The organism is Vibrio sp. 9-16B-A1 (assembly GCF_056726165.1).
Genome location: NZ_JBSDZD010000023.1, coordinates 23,331 through 43,024, shown reverse-complemented (window position 1 = coordinate 43,024; position 19,694 = coordinate 23,331). Strand labels below are relative to the sequence as shown.

The following is a 19,694-nucleotide window of genomic DNA, read 5'->3' as shown; positions in this document are numbered from 1 at the left end:
GCTAAAGTATACGGCGGTGAAGCTAAAGACTTCGCGTCTATCGATAACGCTCCAGAAGAGCGTGAGCGCGGTATCACCATCGCAACTTCTCACGTTGAGTACGACACTCCATCACGTCACTACGCACACGTAGACTGCCCAGGACACGCTGACTATGTTAAAAACATGATCACCGGTGCTGCTCAGATGGACGGTGGTATCCTGGTTGTTGCTGCTACTGATGGTCCTATGCCTCAGACTCGTGAGCACATCCTGCTGGGTCGTCAGGTTGGTATCCCTTACATCATCGTATTCATGAACAAGTGTGACATGGTTGATGATGAAGAGCTGCTTGAGCTGGTAGAAATGGAAGTTCGTGAACTTCTGTCTGAGTACGATTTCCCAGGTGACGACCTGCCAGTAATCCAGGGTTCTGCTCTGGGTGCACTGAACGGTGAAGAGCAGTGGGAAGCGAAGATCGTTGAACTGGCTGAAGCTCTGGATTCTTACATCCCTGAGCCAGAGCGTGCTGTAGACCAGCCGTTCCTGATGCCAATCGAAGACGTATTCTCTATCCAGGGTCGTGGTACAGTAGTAACTGGCCGTATCGAGCGTGGTATCCTGTCTGTAGGTGACGAAGTAGAAATCGTTGGTATCAAAGAGACTACTACTACTACCTGTACTGGTGTTGAAATGTTCCGTAAGCTGCTTGACGAAGGTCGTGCAGGTGAGAACGTTGGTGCACTTCTGCGTGGTACTAAGCGTGACGAAGTTGAGCGTGGTCAGGTTCTGGCTGCTCCAGGTTCTATCACTCCTCACACCAAGTTTGAGTCAGAAGTATACGTTCTGTCTAAAGACGAAGGTGGCCGTCACACTCCATTCTTCAAAGGTTACCGTCCACAGTTCTACTTCCGTACAACTGACGTAACTGGCGACATTCAGCTGCCAGAAGGCGTTGAAATGGTAATGCCTGGTGATAACGTACAAATGACTGTTACTCTGATCGCTCCAATCGCGATGGACGAAGGTCTGCGTTTCGCTATCCGTGAAGGTGGCCGTACTGTAGGTGCTGGTGTTGTTGCTAAAATCTTTGAATAAGATTTGACGAACCACTGGCAAAAAGGGCATCATTTGATGCCCTTTTTATGCGCTATTGTTTACTAATGGTGTTTTTTGCACCAAAAGGGAATACGCAGAAAAGATTGTGTGACTCAGATCTCATCTGGGCCGCAGTATTGCGTTGGATTCAATGCGAAGGAATGTGCCCTGCAGCAGCGGGGTTGTTGTCGTCTATATTAAGACTTGTCACAGGTTGGTTTTATGAAAGCAAACGCTGAAACTCCTGATAGCTCAAGTGCAGCAGATATGTTCAAGTGGATTGTCGCTTTTGCTCTGCTGGCCGCCGCTGTTGTGGGTAATTACCTGTATGGTGAAGCGCATCTTGTTGCTCGCGCAGCAGGTGTTGTAGTTCTGATCGCCGCAGCACTGGGTGTTGCTGCTACTACTACAAAAGGTAAAGCTGCGATCGCTTTTGCCCGTGAAGCTCGGGTAGAAGTACGTAAAGTGGTCTGGCCTACACGCCAGGAAACCATGCAGACTACGTTGATCGTTTTGGCTGTAAGTATTGTAATGGCTTTGGCGCTATGGGGTATTGACGGCATTATGGTTCGTCTTGTCTCTCTGGCGACCGGAGTGTGAGGGTATTAATTCATGAGTGAAGCACCTAAGAAACGCTGGTATGTGGTTCAGGCCTTTTCAGGATTTGAAGGCCGTGTCGCGCAGTCTCTTCGTGAGCACATTAAAATGCATGGCATGGAAGAGCTGTTCGGTGAGGTACTGGTTCCTACTGAAGAAGTAGTAGAAATGCGTGCCGGTCAACGCCGTAAGAGCGAGCGCAAATTCTTCCCGGGTTACGTTCTTGTTCAGATGATCATGAACGACGAATCATGGCACCTGGTACGCAGTGTGCCGCGTGTAATGGGCTTCATTGGTGGTACCTCTGACCGTCCTGCACCTATCACTGATAAAGAAGCTGACGCTATCCTGAACCGTCTGGAGAAAGCGAGCGAAGCGCCTCGTCCACGTACTATGTACGAAGCGGGTGAAGTGGTACGTGTTAATGAAGGTCCATTTGCTGACTTCAACGGTACCGTTGAAGAAGTGGATTACGAGAAGAGCCGTCTGAAGGTGTCTGTATCGATCTTTGGTCGTGCAACTCCGGTTGAACTGGAGTTTGGTCAGGTTGAAAAACTTGATTAAAAAAACACCTTTTTAGGCTTGTTTAAGGCGCGGATTATGGCTATAATTTCGCGCCTTTTTGCTTCTGGTGAAGCAGAAAGTTTTTATCAAAACCGGGGAGCTGATCAGTTGATTAGCGTTTGAACCCAAGATTTAGGAAATATCATGGCTAAGAAAGTTGAAGCTTATATCAAGCTGCAAGTAGCAGCGGGTATGGCTAACCCGAGTCCACCAGTTGGTCCAGCTCTGGGTCAGCACGGTGTGAACATCATGGAATTCTGTAAAGCGTTCAACGCAAAAACAGATTCTGTTGAGAAAGGCATGCCAATCCCAGTTGTAATCGCTGTTTACAACGACCGCTCTTTCACCTTTGAAACCAAGACTCCACCTGCAGCAGTTCTTCTGAAGAAAGCGGCTGGCATCAAGTCTGGTTCGGGTCGTCCAAACACTGAGAAAGTTGGTACTGTTACTGACGCTCAGCTGCAGGAAATCGCAGAAACTAAAGCTGCTGATATGACTGGTGCTGATGTTGAAGCGATGAAGCGTTCTATCGCTGGTACTGCTCGTTCAATGGGCCTAGTGGTAGAGGGTTAAGATCATGGCAAAACTAACTAAGCGCATGCGCGTAATCCGCGACAAAGTTGACGTAACTAAAGAATACGAAATCAACGAAGCTGTTGCTCTTCTTAAAGAACTGGCTACTGCTAAATTCGTTGAGTCTGTAGACGTTGCTGTTAACCTTGGCATCGATGCTCGTAAATCTGACCAGAACGTACGTGGTGCAACTGTACTGCCGCACGGTACTGGCCGCGAAATCCGCGTTGCAGTGTTCACCCAGGGTGCAAACGCTGAAGCAGCTAAAGAAGCTGGCGCAGACATCGTTGGTATGGAAGATCTTGCTGAGCAAGTGAAGAAGGGCGAAATGAACTTCGACGTAGTTGTTGCTTCTCCGGATGCAATGCGCGTTGTAGGTCAGCTGGGTACTATCCTGGGTCCTCGTGGTCTGATGCCAAACCCTAAAGTTGGTACTGTAACTCCTAACGTTGCTGAAGCAGTTAAGAACGCTAAAGCTGGTCAGGTTCGTTACCGTAACGACAAGAACGGTATCGTTCACACTACTATCGGTAAAGTTTCTTTTGACGCAGCTCAGCTTCAGGAAAACCTGGAAGCTCTGCTGGTAGCTCTTAAGAAAGCTAAGCCGTCTTCAGCGAAAGGTACTTTCCTGAAGAAAGTTAGCATCTCAACTACCATGGGTGCTGGCGTTGCTGTTGATCAGGCTACCCTGAACACTCAAGCATAATTGATTTGATCCGGCGCGAAATTTGTGTATAATTTTGCGCCTGATATTTGTGGTTGGGACTTTGTTTTTCCTCTCTGAGAAGAGACGAAGTCTCCGTCCAAGACCGCAGGCGTCTGTATTCTCAGACTTAATCAAACCTGCGTAGACGGTGTCCGAACCTAAAGAAAGCTGATTTAGTTCTACTTTCTTCTGGAACTGCACCGTAGTAGCTCTCACATTTTTGTGATGTGAGTGGTGTAATGACAACCAGGAGTAAATCCAAGATGGCTTTAAATCTTCAAGACAAAAAAGCAATTGTTGCTGAAGTCAACGAAGCAGCCGGTGATGCACTTTCTGCAGTTGTAGCTGATTCTCGTGGCGTAACCGTTGCTGCGATGACTTCTCTGCGTAAACAAGCTCGTGAAGCTGGCGTTTACATGAAAGTCGTTCGTAACACACTTGCACGCCGTGCAGTTGAAGGTACTGATTTCGAGTGTCTTACTGACACTTTCTCAGGCCCTACACTGATCGCATTCTCTAACGAGCACCCAGGTGCTGCAGCGCGTCTTTTCAAAGACTTCGCTAAAGAGAACGCGAACTTCGAGGTTAAGGCTGCTGCATTTGAAGGCGCAGTTACTGATGCGGAAGTACTGGCAACACTACCAACTTACGACGAAGCAATCGCACGCCTGATGATGTGCATGAAAGAAGCTTCTGCTGGCAAGCTGGTTCGTACTATCGCCGCTGTTCGCGATCAGAAAGAAGAAGCTGCGGCATAAGCCTTGCTTTTCACTGAACGCTATTTAAACTTATTGTTGACTTAAAAGAGAATTGTTATGTCTATTACTAACGAGCAAATCCTAGACGCAGTTGCAGAAATGTCTGTAATGCAAGTTGTTGAGCTAATCGAAGCTATGGAAGAAAAATTCGGCGTTACTGCTGCAGCTGCTGTTGTAGCTGGCGGTGCTGCTGGCGGCGAAGCTGCTGCTGAGCAAACTGAATTTGACGTAATCCTGGAATCTGCTGGCGGTAACAAAGTTGCTGTAATCAAAGCAGTACGTGGCGCAACAGGTCTGGGCCTGAAAGAAGCTAAAGGTCTTGTAGACGGTGCTCCAGCACCTCTGAAAGAAGGCATCGACAAAGCTGAAGCAGAAGCTCTGAAAGCACAACTTGAAGAAGCTGGTGCTACTGTTGCACTTAAGTAATTTTTACTTAAGAGCTTAGCCGAAAGGCTAATGGCTGGTGGTTTTTTAACCACCGGCCTTTTTGCGCTGTAGGGTACAGGTGAATTTTCCTGCTGTTTAAGCACCTGATATCCATGCAAAAAACCACAAATACCTCCCGGCATTTGTGCGTCTACAGTAAACAGTTGTTAGTCACTGTCCCTTACCCCCCTTAAGTAACTAGGAGCGGGCGGACAGTTTGGGTCACTTATCAGCGAGCTGAGGAACCCCATGGTTTACTCTTATACCGAGAAAAAGCGCATCCGTAAGGACTTTGGTACTCGTCCACAAGTGTTGGACATTCCATACCTGCTGTCGATCCAGCTCGATTCGTTCGACAAGTTCATTGAGCAGGATCCTGAAGGGCAATATGGTCTAGAAGCGGCTTTTCGTTCTGTATTCCCTATTCAGAGCTATAACGGCAATTCTGAGCTGCAATACGTTAGCTACCGTCTTGGTGAGCCAGTATTTGATGTTAAAGAATGTCAAATTCGCGGCGTCACTTACTCGAAGCCACTGCGCGTAAAACTGCGCCTGGTTGTGTTCGATAAAGACGCACCAGCAGGTACCGTTAAAGACATTAAAGAACAAGAAGTCTACATGGGTGAAATTCCACTCATGACAGACAATGGTACCTTCGTAATCAATGGTACCGAGAGGGTTATCGTATCCCAGCTGCACCGAAGCCCAGGCGTGTTCTTCGACAGCGATAAGGGTAAGACCCACTCATCAGGTAAAGTTCTGTATAACGCACGTGTAATTCCTTACCGTGGTTCCTGGCTGGACTTCGAGTTCGATCCTAAGGACAACCTGTACGTACGTATCGACCGTCGTCGTAAACTGCCTGCATCTATCATTCTGCGCGCACTGGGTAAAACCACTAACGAGATCCTGGATATCTTCTTCGAGAAAGTAAACTTCGAAGTGAAAGACCAGACTCTGATGATGGAACTGGTACCAGAGCGTCTGCGTGGTGAAACCACTGCGTTTGATATCGAAGCTAACGGCAAAACTTACGTGGAAACCGGCCGCCGTGTGACAGCACGTCACATCCGTCAGCTGGAAAAAGATGGCATCACTCACATTGAAGTACCTGTTGAGTACATCGTGGGTAAAGTTGCGTCTAAAGACTACGTAAATGAAGACACCGGTGAAATCATCGTTGGTGCAAACCAGGAAATCAGCCTGGAAGCGCTGGCGAACCTGTCTCAGGCTGGTCATAAGCAGCTTGAAGTACTGTTCACCAATGATCTGGACCATGGTCCGTTCATGTCTGATACCCTGCGTATCGACAGCACCACTGACCGCATCTCTGCACTGGTAGAAATCTACCGCATGATGCGTCCTGGTGAGCCGCCAACAAAAGAAGCGGCTGAAGCTCTGTTTGAAAGCCTGTTCTTCTCAGAAGAGCGCTACGATCTGTCGACTGTTGGCCGTATGAAGTTCAACAGCTCAATCGAGCGTGAAGATGCGATGGAGCAGGGCACGCTGGATGAGACCGACATCATCGAAGTGATGAAGAAGCTTATCGGTATTCGTAACGGTATTGGCGAAGTGGACGATATCGACCACCTTGGCAACCGTCGTATCCGTAGCGTCGGCGAAATGGCTGAAAACCAGTTCCGTGTAGGTCTGGTTCGTGTTGAACGTGCAGTGAAAGAGCGTCTGAGTCTGGGTGACCTGGATGCGATCATGCCTCAGGATCTGATCAACGCTAAGCCTATCTCTGCAGCAGTAAAAGAATTCTTTGGTTCTTCTCAGCTGTCTCAGTTTATGGACCAGAACAACCCGCTGTCAGAAGTAACGCATAAGCGTCGTATTTCTGCACTTGGTCCGGGTGGTCTGACCCGTGAGCGTGCTGGCTTCGAAGTTCGAGACGTACACGTAACGCACTACGGCCGTCTGTGTCCTATCGAAACGCCTGAAGGTCCAAACATCGGTCTGATCAACTCACTGTCTGCGTTTGCGCGTTGTAACGAGTACGGTTTCCTTGAAACCCCATACCGTCGCGTAGTAGATGGCGTTGTGACTGACGAAGTAGATTACCTGTCTGCAATTCAGGAAGGTCAGTACATCATCGCTCAGGCAAACTCGACTCTGAACGAAGATGGTACCTTTGCTGAAGAACTGGTTACCGCACGTCAAAAAGGTGAATCTGGTCTGCACCCACGCGATCAGGTGAACTACATGGACGTTGCAACCAACCAGGTTGTATCTGTGGCAGCATCGCTTATCCCATTCCTTGAGCACGATGATGCGAACCGAGCACTGATGGGTGCGAACATGCAGCGTCAGGCTGTACCAACCCTGAAGGCTGACAAGCCTCTGGTAGGTACCGGTATCGAACGTAACGTAGCTGTTGACTCAGGTGTAACCGCGGTTGCCAAACGTGGTGGTATGATTCAGTCAGTAGATGCTTCACGTATCGTTGTAAAAGTAAACGAAGACGAGCTGGTACCAGGCGAAGCTGGTATCGACATCTACAACCTGACCAAATACACCCGTTCTAACCAGAACACCTGTATTAACCAGCGTCCAACCGTACTGCCTGGCGAGCCGGTAGCACGTGGTGACGTACTGGCGGATGGTCCTTCAACTGACCTTGGTGAACTGGCTCTTGGCCAGAACATGCGTATCGCATTCATGCCTTGGAACGGTTACAACTTTGAGGATTCCATCCTTGTATCTGAGCGTGTAGTTCAGGAAGACCGCTTTACCACTATCCACATTCAGGAACTGTCCTGTGTGGCGCGTGATACCAAGCTGGGCTCTGAAGAAATCACTGCAGATATTCCAAACGTAGGTGAGTCTGCGCTGTCTAAGCTGGACGAATCAGGTATCGTTTACATCGGTGCTGAAGTGAAGGGTGGTGACATCCTGGTTGGTAAAGTAACCCCTAAAGGTGAAACCCAACTGACTCCTGAAGAGAAACTGCTGCGTGCAATCTTCGGTGAGAAAGCATCTGACGTTAAAGATACTTCTCTGCGTGTTCCTAACTCTGTATCTGGTACTGTTATCGACGTACAGGTCTTTACCCGCGATGGCGTTGAGAAAGACAAGCGTGCGCTTGAAATCGAGCAGATGCAGCTGAAAGAAGCGAAGAAAGACCTGACCGAAGAGTTCCAGATCCTTGAAGGCGGCCTGCTGGCACGTGTTCGCGCGGTTCTGACTCAGGGCGGTTACTCTGAAGCGAAACTGGACTCTGTTGATCGCCAGAAGTGGCTGGAACAGACGCTGGATGACGAAGCACTGCAGGAGCAGCTGGAGAAACTGGCTGAGCAGTACGACGAGCTGAAAGCTGAGTTCGACAAGAAGTTCGAGAACAAGCGTCGCAAGATCACCCAGGGTGATGATCTGGCACCGGGCGTACTGAAGATCGTTAAGGTTTACCTTGCGGTTAAACGTCGTATCCAGCCTGGTGATAAGATGGCGGGTCGTCACGGTAACAAGGGTGTAATCTCTAAGATCAACCCTGTTGAAGACATGCCATACGATGAGAAAGGTCAGCCGGTAGATATCGTACTGAACCCACTGGGTGTACCGTCTCGTATGAACATCGGTCAGATCCTGGAAGTTCATATGGGTCTGGCTGCGAAAGGCATCGGTGACAAGATCAACCAGATGGTGAAAGAGCAGCAAGAGCTGGCGAAATTCCGTGAGTTCCTGCAGAAAGTGTACGACCTGGGCGATACCCGCCAGAACGTAGACATTGCTGAGCTGTCTGATGACGATGTTCGCACTCTTATCAAGAACCTGCGTGGTGGTCTGCCAATCGCGACCCCAATCTTTGATGGTGCGCCAGAAGCGTCTATTAAAGAACTGCTGAAACTGGGTGACCTGCCAGAATCTGGCCAGCTGACCCTGTTTGATGGCCGCACTGGTGATGCGTTTGAGCGTCCTGTAACCGTTGGTTACATGTACATGCTGAAACTGAACCACCTGGTAGACGATAAGATGCATGCCCGTTCAACCGGTTCTTACAGCCTGGTAACTCAGCAGCCACTTGGTGGTAAAGCTCAGTTCGGTGGCCAGCGTTTCGGTGAGATGGAGGTGTGGGCACTGGAAGCATACGGTGCTGCATACACCCTTCAGGAAATGCTGACTGTTAAGTCGGATGACGTGAACGGCCGTACTAAGATGTACAAGAACATCGTAGACGGTAACCACAGCATGGAACCTGGCATGCCAGAGTCGTTCAACGTACTGTTGAAAGAGATTCGCTCGCTGGGTATCAACATCGAGCTGGAAGACGAAGAGTAATCCCTTTCTCCGAAGAGAAATTGATTATCCGGTAGAAAGTAGCTCACTTAGCGGTGAGCTACTTTTAACTCCTTACAGGAGCTGATTGTGAAAGACTTATTAAACTTTCTGAAAGCACAGCACAAGACCGAAGAATTTGACGCGATCAAAATCGGTCTGTCTTCACCAGACCAGATCCGTTCTTGGTCTTTCGGTGAAGTGAAAAAGCCTGAAACTATTAACTACCGTACGTTCAAACCTGAACGTGACGGCCTTTTCTGTGCGCGTATCTTTGGCCCGGTAAAAGACTACGAATGTCTTTGTGGCAAATATAAGCGTCTGAAGCACCGTGGTGTTATCTGTGAGAAGTGTGGTGTAGAAGTTACCCAGACTAAAGTTCGTCGTGACCGTATGGGCCACATCGAGCTTGCTTCTCCGGTTGCACACATCTGGTTCCTGAAGTCACTGCCGTCCCGTATCGGCCTGCTGATGGATATCCCTCTGCGTGATATCGAGCGCGTACTGTACTTCGAAATGTACGTAGTGACTGAGCCAGGTATGACTGATCTTGAAAAAGGTCAGATGCTGACAGAAGAAGAATACCTGGACCGTCTTGAAGAGTGGGGTGACGAGTTCACCGCGAAAATGGGCGCAGAAGCGATCAAAGATCTGCTGTCGACCATGGATCTTCAACACGAAGCAGAAACAATGCGTGAAGAGCTGGAAACCACCAACTCTGAAACCAAGCGCAAGAAAGTGACCAAGCGTCTTAAGATCGTTGAAGCTTTCATTCAGTCTGGCAACAAGCCTGAGTGGATGATCCTGGACGTTCTGCCGGTTCTGCCGCCAGATCTGCGTCCTCTGGTACCGCTGGACGGTGGCCGTTTCGCGACTTCTGACCTGAACGACCTGTACCGCCGCGTAATCAACCGTAACAACCGTCTTAAGCGTCTGCTTGAGCTGGCTGCTCCGGACATCATCGTGCGCAACGAAAAGCGTATGCTGCAGGAATCTGTAGATGCGCTGCTGGACAACGGTCGTCGTGGTCGTGCGATCACTGGTTCTAACAAGCGTCCTCTGAAATCTCTTGCTGATATGATCAAGGGTAAACAGGGCCGTTTCCGTCAGAACCTTCTGGGTAAACGTGTAGACTACTCTGGCCGTTCGGTAATCACCGTAGGTCCATACCTGCGTCTGCATCAGTGTGGTCTTCCTAAGAAGATGGCACTTGAGCTGTTTAAACCATTTATCTACAGCAAGCTGGAAACCCGTGGCATGGCTACGACGATTAAAGCTGCCAAGAAGATGGTTGAGCGCGAAGAAGCGATCGTTTGGGATATCCTGGACGAAGTTATCCGCGAACACCCTGTACTGCTGAACCGTGCACCTACCCTGCACCGTCTGGGTATCCAGGCATTCGAACCAGTACTGATCGAAGGTAAAGCGATTCAGCTGCACCCACTTGTGTGTGCTGCGTACAACGCCGACTTCGATGGTGACCAGATGGCGGTACACGTACCACTGACTCTGGAAGCTCAGCTTGAAGCACGTACTCTGATGATGTCGACAAACAACATTCTGTCGCCAGCATCGGGTGACCCGATCATCGTACCTTCTCAGGACGTTGTACTGGGTCTGTACTACATGACCCGTGAGAAGATCAACGCGAAAGGCGAAGGCATGTACCTGGCTGGCCCTGCAGAAGCAGAGAAAGCTTACCGTACCAAGAATGCTGAGCTGCACACCCGCGTTAAAGTTCGTATCACTGAGACTGTGAAAGACGAAGACGGTAACACCACTACCTCTACCGGTATGGTTGATACCACTGTCGGTCGTGCCATGCTGTGGCAAATCGTTCCATCTGGCCTGCCATTCAGCCTGGTAAACCAGAAACTGGGTAAGAAGCAGATCTCTACCCTGCTGAACGAGGCGTACCGTAAACTGGGTCTGAAAGACACAGTAATCTTCGCTGACCAGATCATGTACACCGGTTTCGCATACGCAGCACTGTCTGGCGTATCGGTTGGTATCGACGACATGGTTGTACCACCTGCGAAATACACCGAGATTTCAGAAGCGGAAGAAGAAGTACGCGAAATCCAGGATCAGTTCCAGTCTGGTCTGGTAACTGCTGGTGAGCGTTACAACAAAGTGATCGATATCTGGGCATCGACCAACGATCGTGTAGCGAAAGCGATGATGGACAACCTGTCTTCTGAAACCGTTGTTAACCGCGACGGCGAAGAAGAGCAGCAGGAATCTTTCAACAGCATCTACATGATGGCCGACTCCGGTGCTCGTGGTTCTGCAGCGCAGATTCGTCAGCTTGCCGGTATGCGTGGTCTGATGGCGCGTCCGGATGGTTCAATCATCGAAACGCCGATCACCGCGAACTTTAAAGAAGGTCTGAACGTACTTCAGTACTTTATCTCTACCCACGGTGCCCGTAAGGGTCTTGCGGATACCGCACTGAAAACGGCGAACTCCGGTTACCTGACCCGTCGTCTGGTAGACGTAGCGCAGGACGTTGTTGTTCACGAACACGACTGTGGCACCCACGAAGGTATCGAAATGATGCCTCACATCGAGGGTGGTGACGTTAAAGTGGCACTGACTGAGCTTGCTCTGGGTCGTGTTGTAGCTGAAGACATTCTGAAGCCTGGTACCGAAGATGTTCTGATCCCACGTAACACTCTGATTGATGAGAAGTGGTGTCAGATCATGGAAGAGAACTCAGTTGATAAACTGAAAGTTCGTTCTGTGGTTACCTGTGACTCTGACTTCGGTTGTTGTGCGCAGTGTTACGGTCGTGACCTGGCTCGTGGTCACCTGGTTAACCAGGGTGAAGCAGTGGGCGTTATCGCAGCACAGTCAATCGGTGAGCCGGGTACCCAGCTGACCATGCGTACCTTCCACATCGGTGGTGCGGCATCGACTGCAGCAGCAGAGAACAGCATCCAGGCGAAGAACACAGGTTCTGTTAAGCTTCACAACGCTAAGTTCGTAATCAACAAAGACGGTAAGCTGGTTATCACTTCCCGTGCATCTGAACTGACCATCATCGATGAGTTCGGCCGTACGAAAGAGAAGCACAAACTGCCTTATGGTTCGGTACTGAGCAAAGCAGACAACGACGCAGTTGAAGCGGGCGAAACCGTGGCTAACTGGGAAGCGCACACCATGCCAATCATCACTGAAGTGGCAGGTCGCATCCAGTTCGTTGACATGATCGATGGTGTAACTGTTTCACGTCAGACTGATGACCTGACAGGTCTGTCTTCAAGCGAAGTGACTGAAGCTGCGGCTCGTCCTTCTGCTGGTAAAGACATGCGTCCGGCAATCAAACTGGTTGACGCAGCAGGTAACGACGTAATGATCGCCGGCACTGATATGCCAGCTCACTACTTCCTGCCTGGTAAAGCGATTGTTCAGCTTGAAGACGGCGCAGAAGTAGGCGTGGGTGACACCCTGGCGCGTATTCCTCAGAAATCTGGTGGTAACAAAGATATCACCGGTGGTCTTCCACGAGTGGCAGACCTGTTTGAAGCGCGTAAGCCGAAAGAGCCGGCAATCCTTGCTGAGCACACTGGTACCGTTAGCTTTGGTAAAGAAACCAAAGGTAAACGCCGCCTGATCATCACCCGTGAGGGTGGCGAGAACTACGAGGAAATGATTCCTAAGCATCGCCAGCTGAACGTGTTCGAAGGTGAGAAGGTTGAGCGCGGTGACGTGATCGCTGATGGTCCGGAAACTCCACATGATATCCTGCGTCTGCGTGGTATCCGTGCGGTAACCGAGTACATCGCGAACGAGGTTCAGGAAGTTTACCGTCTGCAGGGCGTTAAGATTAACGACAAGCACATCGAGACTATCGTACGTCAGATGCTGCGTAAGTGTACTATCACTCATGCTGGTGACTCTGAGTTCCTGCCAGGTGAGCAGGTAGAATACTCAAGCGTTAAGATTGCTAACCGTCAGCTGGAAGCAGAAGGCAAAGAGCCTGCACGCTTTGAGCGCGAGCTTCTGGGTATTACCAAAGCGTCTCTGGCGACTGAGTCGTTCATCTCGGCGGCATCGTTCCAGGAAACTACCCGCGTACTGACCGAAGCGGCAGTATCTGGTAAGCGCGATGATCTTCGCGGCCTGAAAGAGAACGTAATCGTAGGTCGTCTGATCCCGGCTGGTACCGGTTTTGCTTATCACCAGGACCGTCAGGCCAAGCGTGAAGAAGAGCAGGCAGGTCCATCTGCAGAGCAGGCTACCGACAACCTGGCAGCACTGCTGAACGCAGGTTTCTCGTCTGACGAGTAATCGCAAGCGTTAATGAAAAAAGGCACCTTCGGGTGCCTTTTTTGTTTTTTCTGCGGTACGCGGTTTGTGGTGCGTGGTTCGCGGGTAAACAAAAGGGATTGACGTTGCACGTCAATCCCTGCTTTTTTCTCGGTACTCGGTACTCGGTACTCGGTACTCGGTACCCGGTCCTATGCTCCTGGCGGTACTGCCAGGCTGTCTGCGATCAGTTGGATCAGTTTGTCTTCTACCGCAAAGCGGGTTTCCATGATCTCGCCGATCAGTGACAGGTCGCTGTCGAGGCTGTCGAGCGTCTCATCCTCGCCAACACTGGCGTATCTGTCGGTAAAATTCAGCAGCGGATCCGTGGTCAGGACAATGTGTCCGTAGGTGAGGTTGATCTCTTCAGTCGGGGAAAAGCCGGTTGCTTTCCAGCGATCCATTACCATGTCGTAGATCTTGAAATGCCCCTCTGAGATATAGTCCACCAGGTGCTGGCAGTAGCTCTGAAGTGCTTCGGGTGTGGGCAGACTGTCAGAAGAAGTGATCAGATTGCAATACTCCACGATCAGTGACTGCCGTGTCTCTAACCAGTGGTCGATGACTTCGCTGGAGCCACCCCATTGTTCTTGTACTTGTTTGAATTTATTCAGCATGACCATGTCCTCATGATCCGAACGTCAAAGACGATCTTATTGCCCCGTAAAGCGAGGGATCCATTTCAGCGTATTATTATGCGTTACATAACATTTATAGCTTTAAAATTAATCAGCTACAAATCTGGTACAAATTTAGAGTGCCAGTAAAATGGGGGAACTGCAAGCTTAGGGAGGATCCTATGATCAAAAATGACGGACCGGCATACTGGTGTCTGGTCAGTGGCAGTGAGCTGTGGCTGGACGGGGGAGAGTTACCCTTTGGCAGAGCCTCAGAATACGGCCTGGAAGGCGCTGCGGCGACTGAAATTGGCCGCTGGCAGGAACATCCGGTAATGTGGCTGAATGCCTCAGAGCTGAGCGGGGAGCGCGAACTGACCTCGCTGCGGGAGCTGCTGCACCTGCCACAGCCACTGTTTATGCTGGTGGGCCGGGCAGTACAGTTTGGCCATATGAGCCAGAGTATCCGCTTTTGCCCCCAGTGTGGCGGGCGTACCCACCTGAATAACAATCAGCTGGCTATGCAGTGCCAGGATTGCCGTACCCTGCATTACCCGCGGATCTTCCCGTGTGTGATCGTGGCGGTAAGAAACCAGAACAGGATCCTGCTGGCTCAGCACCCGAGACACAGGGGTAATATGTACACGGTGATCGCCGGGTTTGTCGAAGCTGGTGAGACTCTGGAGCAGTGTGTGGCAAGGGAAGTAAAAGAAGAGACCGGTATTGAGGTCACCAACATTCGTTACTTCGGCAGCCAGCCGTGGGCCTTCCCGTCCAGCCTGATGATGGGCTTTGTGGCAGACTATGCTGGTGGTAAGGTTAAGCCGGATTACCGTGAGCTGACCGATGCTGACTGGTTCTCTCCTGAAGCGCTGCCTGAGCTGGCTCCGCACGGCACAATCGCCAGGGAACTGATCGAGCATACCCTGGATGAGATCAGGTCGTAATGACTTTGCTTCGGACAAAAAAAACCTCCGGGGTTGCCGGAGGGGTAAGTAAGATGTCGTTATGAGATGTTGAGCGGGAGCGAACCCCGCTTTTTTATAGTTTTCGCTAGCGAACAAATATTTAACATGCAGCTGATGGATAAGCAAATAAGGCGGTGTTTTTAAGCTGAATAACATGATCCAGGTTGCAAAGCCCTGATTTCGGGGCCCCGATTTAATGATAGAATGAATTGTTTCCACCAGAAGAAAGACAGCCAGAATGACAGAATTAAAAAATGACCGCTATCTACGCGCTCTGCTCAAGCAACCCGTTGATTACACTCCAGTTTGGATGATGCGCCAGGCCGGCCGCTACCTGCCTGAATACAAAGCCACCCGCGCTGAAGCCGGTGACTTTATGTCGCTGTGCCGCAACGCTGAACTGGCCTCTGAAGTGACCCTTCAGCCACTGCGCCGTTTTCCGCTCGACGCGGCGATCCTGTTCTCCGATATTCTGACCATTCCGGATGCCATGGGTCTTGGCCTGCGTTTTGCTGCCGGTGAAGGTCCGGTGTTTGACAAACCAATCACCTGTAAAGCTGATGTGGATAAGATTGGTCTGCCGGATCCGGAAGGCGAACTGCAGTACGTGATGAACGCGGTACGTCAGATCCGCAAAGATCTGAATGGTGATGTTCCCCTGATCGGTTTCTCAGGCAGCCCGTGGACTCTGGCGACTTACATGGTAGAAGGCGGCAGCTCAAAAGCCTTTACCAAAATTAAAAAGATGATGTACGCCGAGCCGCAAACCCTGCACCTGCTGCTGGATAAGCTGGCAGACAGTGTGATTGAGTATCTGAACGCTCAGATCAAAGCCGGAGCCCAGTCTGTGATGGTGTTTGATACCTGGGGCGGGGTGCTGACACCGCGTGACTACAACCTGTTCTCACTGCAGTACATGCATAAGATCGTCGATGGCCTGATCCGTGAAAACGACGGCCGCCGCGTGCCGGTCACCCTGTTTACCAAAAATGGTGGCATGTGGCTGGAGCAGATCGCTGCGACCGGGTGTGACGCAGTCGGCCTGGACTGGACGATTAATATCGCCGACGCCAAAGCCCGTATCGGCGACAAAGTCGCACTGCAGGGCAATATGGACCCATCGATGCTTTACGCATCACCTGAGCGCATTCGTGAAGAAGTCGCGACCATTCTGGAAGGATTTGGCGATACCGGTACCGGTCATGTATTTAACCTTGGCCACGGTATTCACCTTGATGTGCCGCCGGAAAATGCCGGTGTGTTTGTTGAGGCGGTGCACGAGCTTTCCCGCCCGTACCACAAATAAACCGCAGCAGAAAAGCACTGAGAAAACCGGCCTTTACGGCCGGTTTTTTTGTGCAGCGCGAAGCTGGCTGCCGGGAAGGGTTATGGTAACCCTAAAACTATCTGAACCTGGTGGGTTCAATTTTAATTTAGTAAATACATGTAGTTAAGTGTGACTGCTTTGCTCTGCTTTTAGTTTGCCTTAAGGGAGGGTTATGGGTGCCCCAAACCTGCCTGAGCTATCCGGAGTCGCAGGGCCGGCAGGACCTCATCCTCAAACCAGGGGTTTCTTTTCAGCCACAGGGTGTTGCGTGGCGACGGGTGTGGCAGGGGCAATAACGCCGGCTGCCAGCGATGCCAGCAACGCACCGTTTCGGTCAGGGTTTTGGGCCTGTCAGTCAGATAACGCCGCTGGGCGTACTGGCCGATCACCAGCGTCAGTTCGATATTGGGCAGGGCGTCGAGCAGGGACGGATGCCATAGCGGTGCGCACTCCGGTCTGGGTGGCAGGTCACCGGAACGGCCTTTGCCCGGGTAGCAAAATCCCATCGGCATGATCGCGACCTTGTCCGGGTCGTAGAACGTCTTCCTGTCCATCTGCAGCCATTCTCTCAGACGGTCACCGCTCGGGTCATTCCATGGAATGCCGCTGTTGTGTACCCGGGTACCCGGCGCCTGACCAATGATCATCAGCCGCGCTTTTTCACCTGCCTGTACGACCGGCCTTGGGCCTGCGGGCAGCTCAGACTTACACACCTCGCAGGCACGGATCTGTTTAAGCAGGTTATCCAGCGACATCAGTAGCCCTTGTTAAAGCTCACCAGGTGGTTGAGCTGAAAGCCGTCATACCAGCGCTGGTAGTTGTCGAGAAACTGCTCGGCGACCTGGTGGGGAAAGCTGACCGCGGCAATATGCGGCGTGACGGTGACTTTGGGGTTAAGCCACAGCGGCGACTCCTGAGGCAGCGGCTCAGTGGCAAACACGTCCAGATAGGCGTGGGCGATATGGCCACCTTCGATGGCGGAGAGCAGCGCCTGCTCACTCATCACATCACCCCGGCCAACGTTAAACAGCAGCGCGTGGTCTGCCTGGCAAAGCAGCTCTTCGGTCAGCATGCCGCGGGTATCTGGTGTGCCGGGCAGGGTATTGACGATGATACTGGCGTCTTTGATCACCGAAGCGAGCTCGCTGGAGTGAAAGATATGCTTAAACGGCGAGTTCTTCGGTGGTATCCCGCTGCTGTTGACCCCGCCGGTTTTCATGCCGAGTACATTACACACTTTGGCCAGGTGCGAGCCAATACTGCCACAGCCCAGGATAAGCACCGATTTCTCACTGAGTGAATGATAAGGGTGAGGCTGCCACCGCTGTTTGCGCTGCTGGTGGCGGTAGCGGGGCAGGTGACGGAAGAAGTTGAGCGTATGGCCGAGCACGTATTCGGAGATCTGCTGGCCAAAAATGCCGTGGACTTTGGTCAGCTTATAGTCGTGCCGGGCATCCGGGCCGGTCAGGGCATCGACACCGGCAAATGTGGACTGCAGCCACTGCAGTTCACTGAACTCATCCAGTCTCCGGGCAGCCAGCGGCGGGTCAGCCAGAAGAATGTCCGCTTCGGCAGGATTCTCCGTGATTTCGAGCCCTTCCGGCGCCGCAGTGGTGACGAGTTTGTGGTAGGCGGGTGCATCCCCGCTGAGGATATACAGTTTATTGGTGTTTTTATTCATAGGTTTGTTTTTTCCTCGCGGTGAATCAAGTACACTTCTGCTGTCTTTTCCAACAATTGTTAGGCCGCTATGCTACAAAATCCACTTCACCTGCGTCTGGAGAAACTTGAACCCTGGCAGCAGATCACCTTTATGGCTTCACTGTGTGAGCGTATGTACCCAAACTACGCGGTATTTTGTGAGAATACGGAATTTGCCGAAGCGCGGATCTACAGAGATATTCTAGACAGCGTATGGGAATTACTCACGGTTAAAAATGCCAAAGTGAATTTTGAGCGCCAGCTGGAGAAGCTGGAAGAGCTGATCCCGGCGGCTGATGAGTTTGATTTTTACGGTGTTTACCCGGCGATTGATGCCTGTATCGGCCTGTCTGGTATGCTGCACGGCCTGCTGGACCGTGATGAGCTGTTTGAGGCGATGATCAAAGTGAGCCATCAGTCGGTAGAAACGGTTGCTCAGCTTGAAGAAGCCCAGAGCGGTGAAGCGATCACCAACGACAACCAGAAAGAGAACGAAGCGGTGTGTGCAGAGTGGGACGTACAGTGGGCGATTTTCCGTCCGCTGAAAGAGGCCACTGAGCGTGATATTGACCTGATCAAAGACCTGCGCGATGAACTTCGTGACGAAGGCGTCAGTAATATTGGCCTGAGCCTTTAAGCTCACTGATACAATAAAGGCGCCCTGCGGCGCCTTTTGTTTATTCGTCTTCTTCGTCTCTGTTTTCTATCACGCCGTGCTGGCGTTTCCAGTTTTCCCAGCGTTGATAAGCCAGCTCCTGCATGTCGCGGGTTTTATCTGCCTCATCGACAATCTCCTCACCCAGCAGGTGTTCAAATACGTCTTCCAGTGTCACCAGACCCTGAATCGTACCGTACTCATCCACCACCAGTGACAGCTGCAGTCTGTGCGCCAGCATCTGATCAAACGCTTTTGGCAGCGCCATGTTGTTGAGGAACACATGGATAGGGCGCATGACCGCACCCAGCTGTTTGTCGCCACAGCCAGCCTGGCTGAGTTTAAACAGCTCCAGGCGGTGGACAAAGCCGATGATATTGTCGGTCTGATCGCTGTAGACCAGAGGACGGGAGAACGGCGTTTCCTTGTGCTGGTCGAGAAACTCGTTGATGGTCATTTCTGCGCTGACGCGAAATACCACCGGGCGCGGGGTCATCACCTGAGTAACCGGAATGTCTTCAATGCTCAGCAGGTTGCTGAGGATTTTGGACTCACCTTCGGCGAACTCACCAGACTCTTTGGCCAGCATTGCCATGGCAGACAGCTCGTCACGCATCTTCGGCGCTTCGTGGCCGCGGGCCAGGCGTTTGGTGATCTGCTCTGAGAACCAGACGAAAGGGGTCAGTGCCCATACCATCCAGCGCAGTACTGTCGCGGTAGATGGCGCAAGCTGACGCCAGTAAGTCGCACCAATGGTTTTTGGCACGATTTCAGACAGTACCAGGATGCCCAGGGTCAGTACCGCAGAGAACACACCCAGCCACTGGCTGCCGAATACGACAGCGGCCTGAGCACCGGCGGTCGCCGCACCAATGGTGTGGGCGATGGTGTTCAGGGTCAGGATAGAGGCCAGTGGGCGGTCAATATCCGCTTTCAGCTTAGCCAGTCTGTCTGCCGCCGGATGTTCCTTCTGGCGCAGCTGGGCAATATAGCTTGGGGTAATACTTAACAGCACGGCTTCCAGAACCGAGCAGACAAACGACACGCCGATAGCAATCGACACGTAAAAAGTGAGCAGTAACATAGCTTCCTACATCAAGAAATAAGGTCAGGCCGCCTGGTGTTGTTATGCTTGGGAT

Annotated in this window: 16 protein-coding genes; 12 read left to right on the top strand and 4 right to left on the bottom strand. The window is 51.4% G+C overall.

The annotated features are described in order from the left end of the window. The 9 genes from tuf to rpoC form a co-directional block, all read left to right on the top strand. Positions 1 to 1,077: elongation factor Tu (tuf, locus tag ACVB80_RS23410; RefSeq protein WP_481083577.1), on the top strand; the 1,077-nt coding region annotated here is incomplete at its 5' end. Positions 1,078 to 1,299: 222 nt separating this feature from the next. Next, positions 1,300 to 1,677, top strand: coding sequence for a preprotein translocase subunit SecE (gene secE / locus ACVB80_RS23405; protein ID WP_481083698.1), 378 nt, complete (start codon positions 1,300 to 1,302; stop codon positions 1,675 to 1,677). Positions 1,678 to 1,689: 12 nt separating this feature from the next. Beyond that, a complete protein-coding gene (gene nusG, locus ACVB80_RS23400) occupies positions 1,690 to 2,238 on the top strand; it encodes a transcription termination/antitermination protein NusG (RefSeq protein WP_005384681.1) in 549 nt (182 codons plus the stop codon). Between the two features lie 144 nt (positions 2,239 to 2,382). Beyond that, entirely contained in the window at positions 2,383 to 2,811 is a 429-nt protein-coding gene (rplK, locus tag ACVB80_RS23395; RefSeq protein ID WP_481083697.1) for a 50S ribosomal protein L11, read from the top strand. Positions 2,812 to 2,815: 4 nt separating this feature from the next. After that, entirely contained in the window at positions 2,816 to 3,517 is a 702-nt protein-coding gene (rplA, locus tag ACVB80_RS23390; protein ID WP_481083696.1) for a 50S ribosomal protein L1, read from the top strand. A gap of 263 nt (positions 3,518 to 3,780) precedes the next feature. Further along, a complete protein-coding gene (gene rplJ / locus ACVB80_RS23385; RefSeq protein ID WP_481083695.1) occupies positions 3,781 to 4,275 on the top strand; it encodes a 50S ribosomal protein L10 in 495 nt (164 codons plus the stop codon). A 57-nt stretch (positions 4,276 to 4,332) separates the two neighbouring features. After that, positions 4,333 to 4,701 carry a 50S ribosomal protein L7/L12 gene (gene rplL / locus ACVB80_RS23380; protein WP_252021091.1) on the top strand — a complete coding sequence of 123 codons (369 nt, stop codon included), beginning with the start codon at positions 4,333 to 4,335 and terminating at the stop codon, positions 4,699 to 4,701. A gap of 249 nt (positions 4,702 to 4,950) precedes the next feature. Further along, positions 4,951 to 8,979 carry a DNA-directed RNA polymerase subunit beta gene (gene rpoB / locus ACVB80_RS23375; protein ID WP_481083694.1) on the top strand — a complete coding sequence of 1,343 codons (4,029 nt, stop codon included), beginning with the start codon at positions 4,951 to 4,953 and terminating at the stop codon, positions 8,977 to 8,979. Between the two features lie 87 nt (positions 8,980 to 9,066). Then, positions 9,067 to 13,269, top strand: coding sequence for a DNA-directed RNA polymerase subunit beta' (gene rpoC / locus ACVB80_RS23370; RefSeq protein ID WP_481083693.1), 4,203 nt, complete (start codon positions 9,067 to 9,069; stop codon positions 13,267 to 13,269). A 170-nt stretch (positions 13,270 to 13,439) separates the two neighbouring features. Here the strand turns inward: rpoC and rsd are convergent, their stop codons facing one another. After that, positions 13,440 to 13,910, bottom strand: coding sequence for a sigma D regulator (rsd, locus tag ACVB80_RS23365; RefSeq protein WP_481083692.1), 471 nt, complete (start codon positions 13,908 to 13,910; stop codon positions 13,440 to 13,442). A 176-nt stretch (positions 13,911 to 14,086) separates the two neighbouring features. Between rsd and nudC the strand changes: the two genes are divergently transcribed. Continuing rightward, the gene (nudC, locus tag ACVB80_RS23360) at positions 14,087 to 14,851 is read left to right on the top strand and encodes an NAD(+) diphosphatase (protein ID WP_481083691.1); all 765 of its coding nucleotides are present in this window, start codon (positions 14,087 to 14,089) and stop codon (positions 14,849 to 14,851) included. A gap of 259 nt (positions 14,852 to 15,110) precedes the next feature. Further along, positions 15,111 to 16,178: a uroporphyrinogen decarboxylase gene (hemE, locus tag ACVB80_RS23355; protein ID WP_481083690.1), complete on the top strand. Its 1,068-nt coding sequence runs from the start codon at positions 15,111 to 15,113 to the stop codon at positions 16,176 to 16,178. Between the two features lie 191 nt (positions 16,179 to 16,369). Here hemE and ACVB80_RS23350 read toward each other — a convergent pair whose 3' ends face one another. Together ACVB80_RS23350 and ACVB80_RS23345 are read right to left on the bottom strand one after the other, a co-directional pair. Then, positions 16,370 to 16,954, bottom strand: a complete 585-nt coding sequence (locus tag ACVB80_RS23350) for a uracil-DNA glycosylase family protein (protein WP_481083689.1) — start codon at positions 16,952 to 16,954, stop codon at positions 16,370 to 16,372. Beyond that, positions 16,954 to 17,880 carry a D-2-hydroxyacid dehydrogenase gene (locus ACVB80_RS23345; RefSeq protein WP_481083688.1) on the bottom strand — a complete coding sequence of 309 codons (927 nt, stop codon included), beginning with the start codon at positions 17,878 to 17,880 and terminating at the stop codon, positions 16,954 to 16,956. The genes ACVB80_RS23350 and ACVB80_RS23345 overlap by 1 nt, the downstream gene beginning before the upstream one ends. A 69-nt stretch (positions 17,881 to 17,949) precedes the next feature. Here ACVB80_RS23345 and ACVB80_RS23340 point away from each other — a divergent pair, with 69 nt between their 5' ends. Further along, entirely contained in the window at positions 17,950 to 18,537 is a 588-nt protein-coding gene (locus tag ACVB80_RS23340; RefSeq protein ID WP_481083687.1) for a YjaG family protein, read from the top strand. Between the two features lie 40 nt (positions 18,538 to 18,577). Here ACVB80_RS23340 and ACVB80_RS23335 read toward each other — a convergent pair whose 3' ends face one another. Continuing rightward, a complete protein-coding gene (locus tag ACVB80_RS23335) occupies positions 18,578 to 19,639 on the bottom strand; it encodes a CNNM domain-containing protein (RefSeq protein WP_481083686.1) in 1,062 nt (353 codons plus the stop codon). Positions 19,640 to 19,694 lie beyond the last annotated feature (55 nt).

What these genes read in the sequence shown, in the direction of transcription:
- secE (WP_481083698.1), top strand. Translation starts at nt 1,300, where the DNA reads ATGAAAGCAAACGCTGAAACTCCTGATAGCTCAAGTGCAGCAGATATG.
- nusG (WP_005384681.1), top strand. Translation starts at nt 1,690, where the DNA reads ATGAGTGAAGCACCTAAGAAACGCTGGTATGTGGTTCAGGCCTTTTCA.
- rplK (WP_481083697.1), top strand. Translation starts at nt 2,383, where the DNA reads ATGGCTAAGAAAGTTGAAGCTTATATCAAGCTGCAAGTAGCAGCGGGT.
- rplA (WP_481083696.1), top strand. Translation starts at nt 2,816, where the DNA reads ATGGCAAAACTAACTAAGCGCATGCGCGTAATCCGCGACAAAGTTGAC.
- rplJ (WP_481083695.1), top strand. Translation starts at nt 3,781, where the DNA reads ATGGCTTTAAATCTTCAAGACAAAAAAGCAATTGTTGCTGAAGTCAAC.
- rplL (WP_252021091.1), top strand. Translation starts at nt 4,333, where the DNA reads ATGTCTATTACTAACGAGCAAATCCTAGACGCAGTTGCAGAAATGTCT.
- rpoB (WP_481083694.1), top strand. Translation starts at nt 4,951, where the DNA reads ATGGTTTACTCTTATACCGAGAAAAAGCGCATCCGTAAGGACTTTGGT.
- rsd (WP_481083692.1), bottom strand. Translation starts at nt 13,910, where the DNA reads ATGGTCATGCTGAATAAATTCAAACAAGTACAAGAACAATGGGGTGGC.
- nudC (WP_481083691.1), top strand. Translation starts at nt 14,087, where the DNA reads ATGATCAAAAATGACGGACCGGCATACTGGTGTCTGGTCAGTGGCAGT.
- hemE (WP_481083690.1), top strand. Translation starts at nt 15,111, where the DNA reads ATGACAGAATTAAAAAATGACCGCTATCTACGCGCTCTGCTCAAGCAA.
- ACVB80_RS23350 (WP_481083689.1), bottom strand. Translation starts at nt 16,954, where the DNA reads ATGTCGCTGGATAACCTGCTTAAACAGATCCGTGCCTGCGAGGTGTGT.
- ACVB80_RS23345 (WP_481083688.1), bottom strand. Translation starts at nt 17,880, where the DNA reads ATGAATAAAAACACCAATAAACTGTATATCCTCAGCGGGGATGCACCC.
- ACVB80_RS23340 (WP_481083687.1), top strand. Translation starts at nt 17,950, where the DNA reads ATGCTACAAAATCCACTTCACCTGCGTCTGGAGAAACTTGAACCCTGG.
- ACVB80_RS23335 (WP_481083686.1), bottom strand. Translation starts at nt 19,639, where the DNA reads ATGTTACTGCTCACTTTTTACGTGTCGATTGCTATCGGCGTGTCGTTT.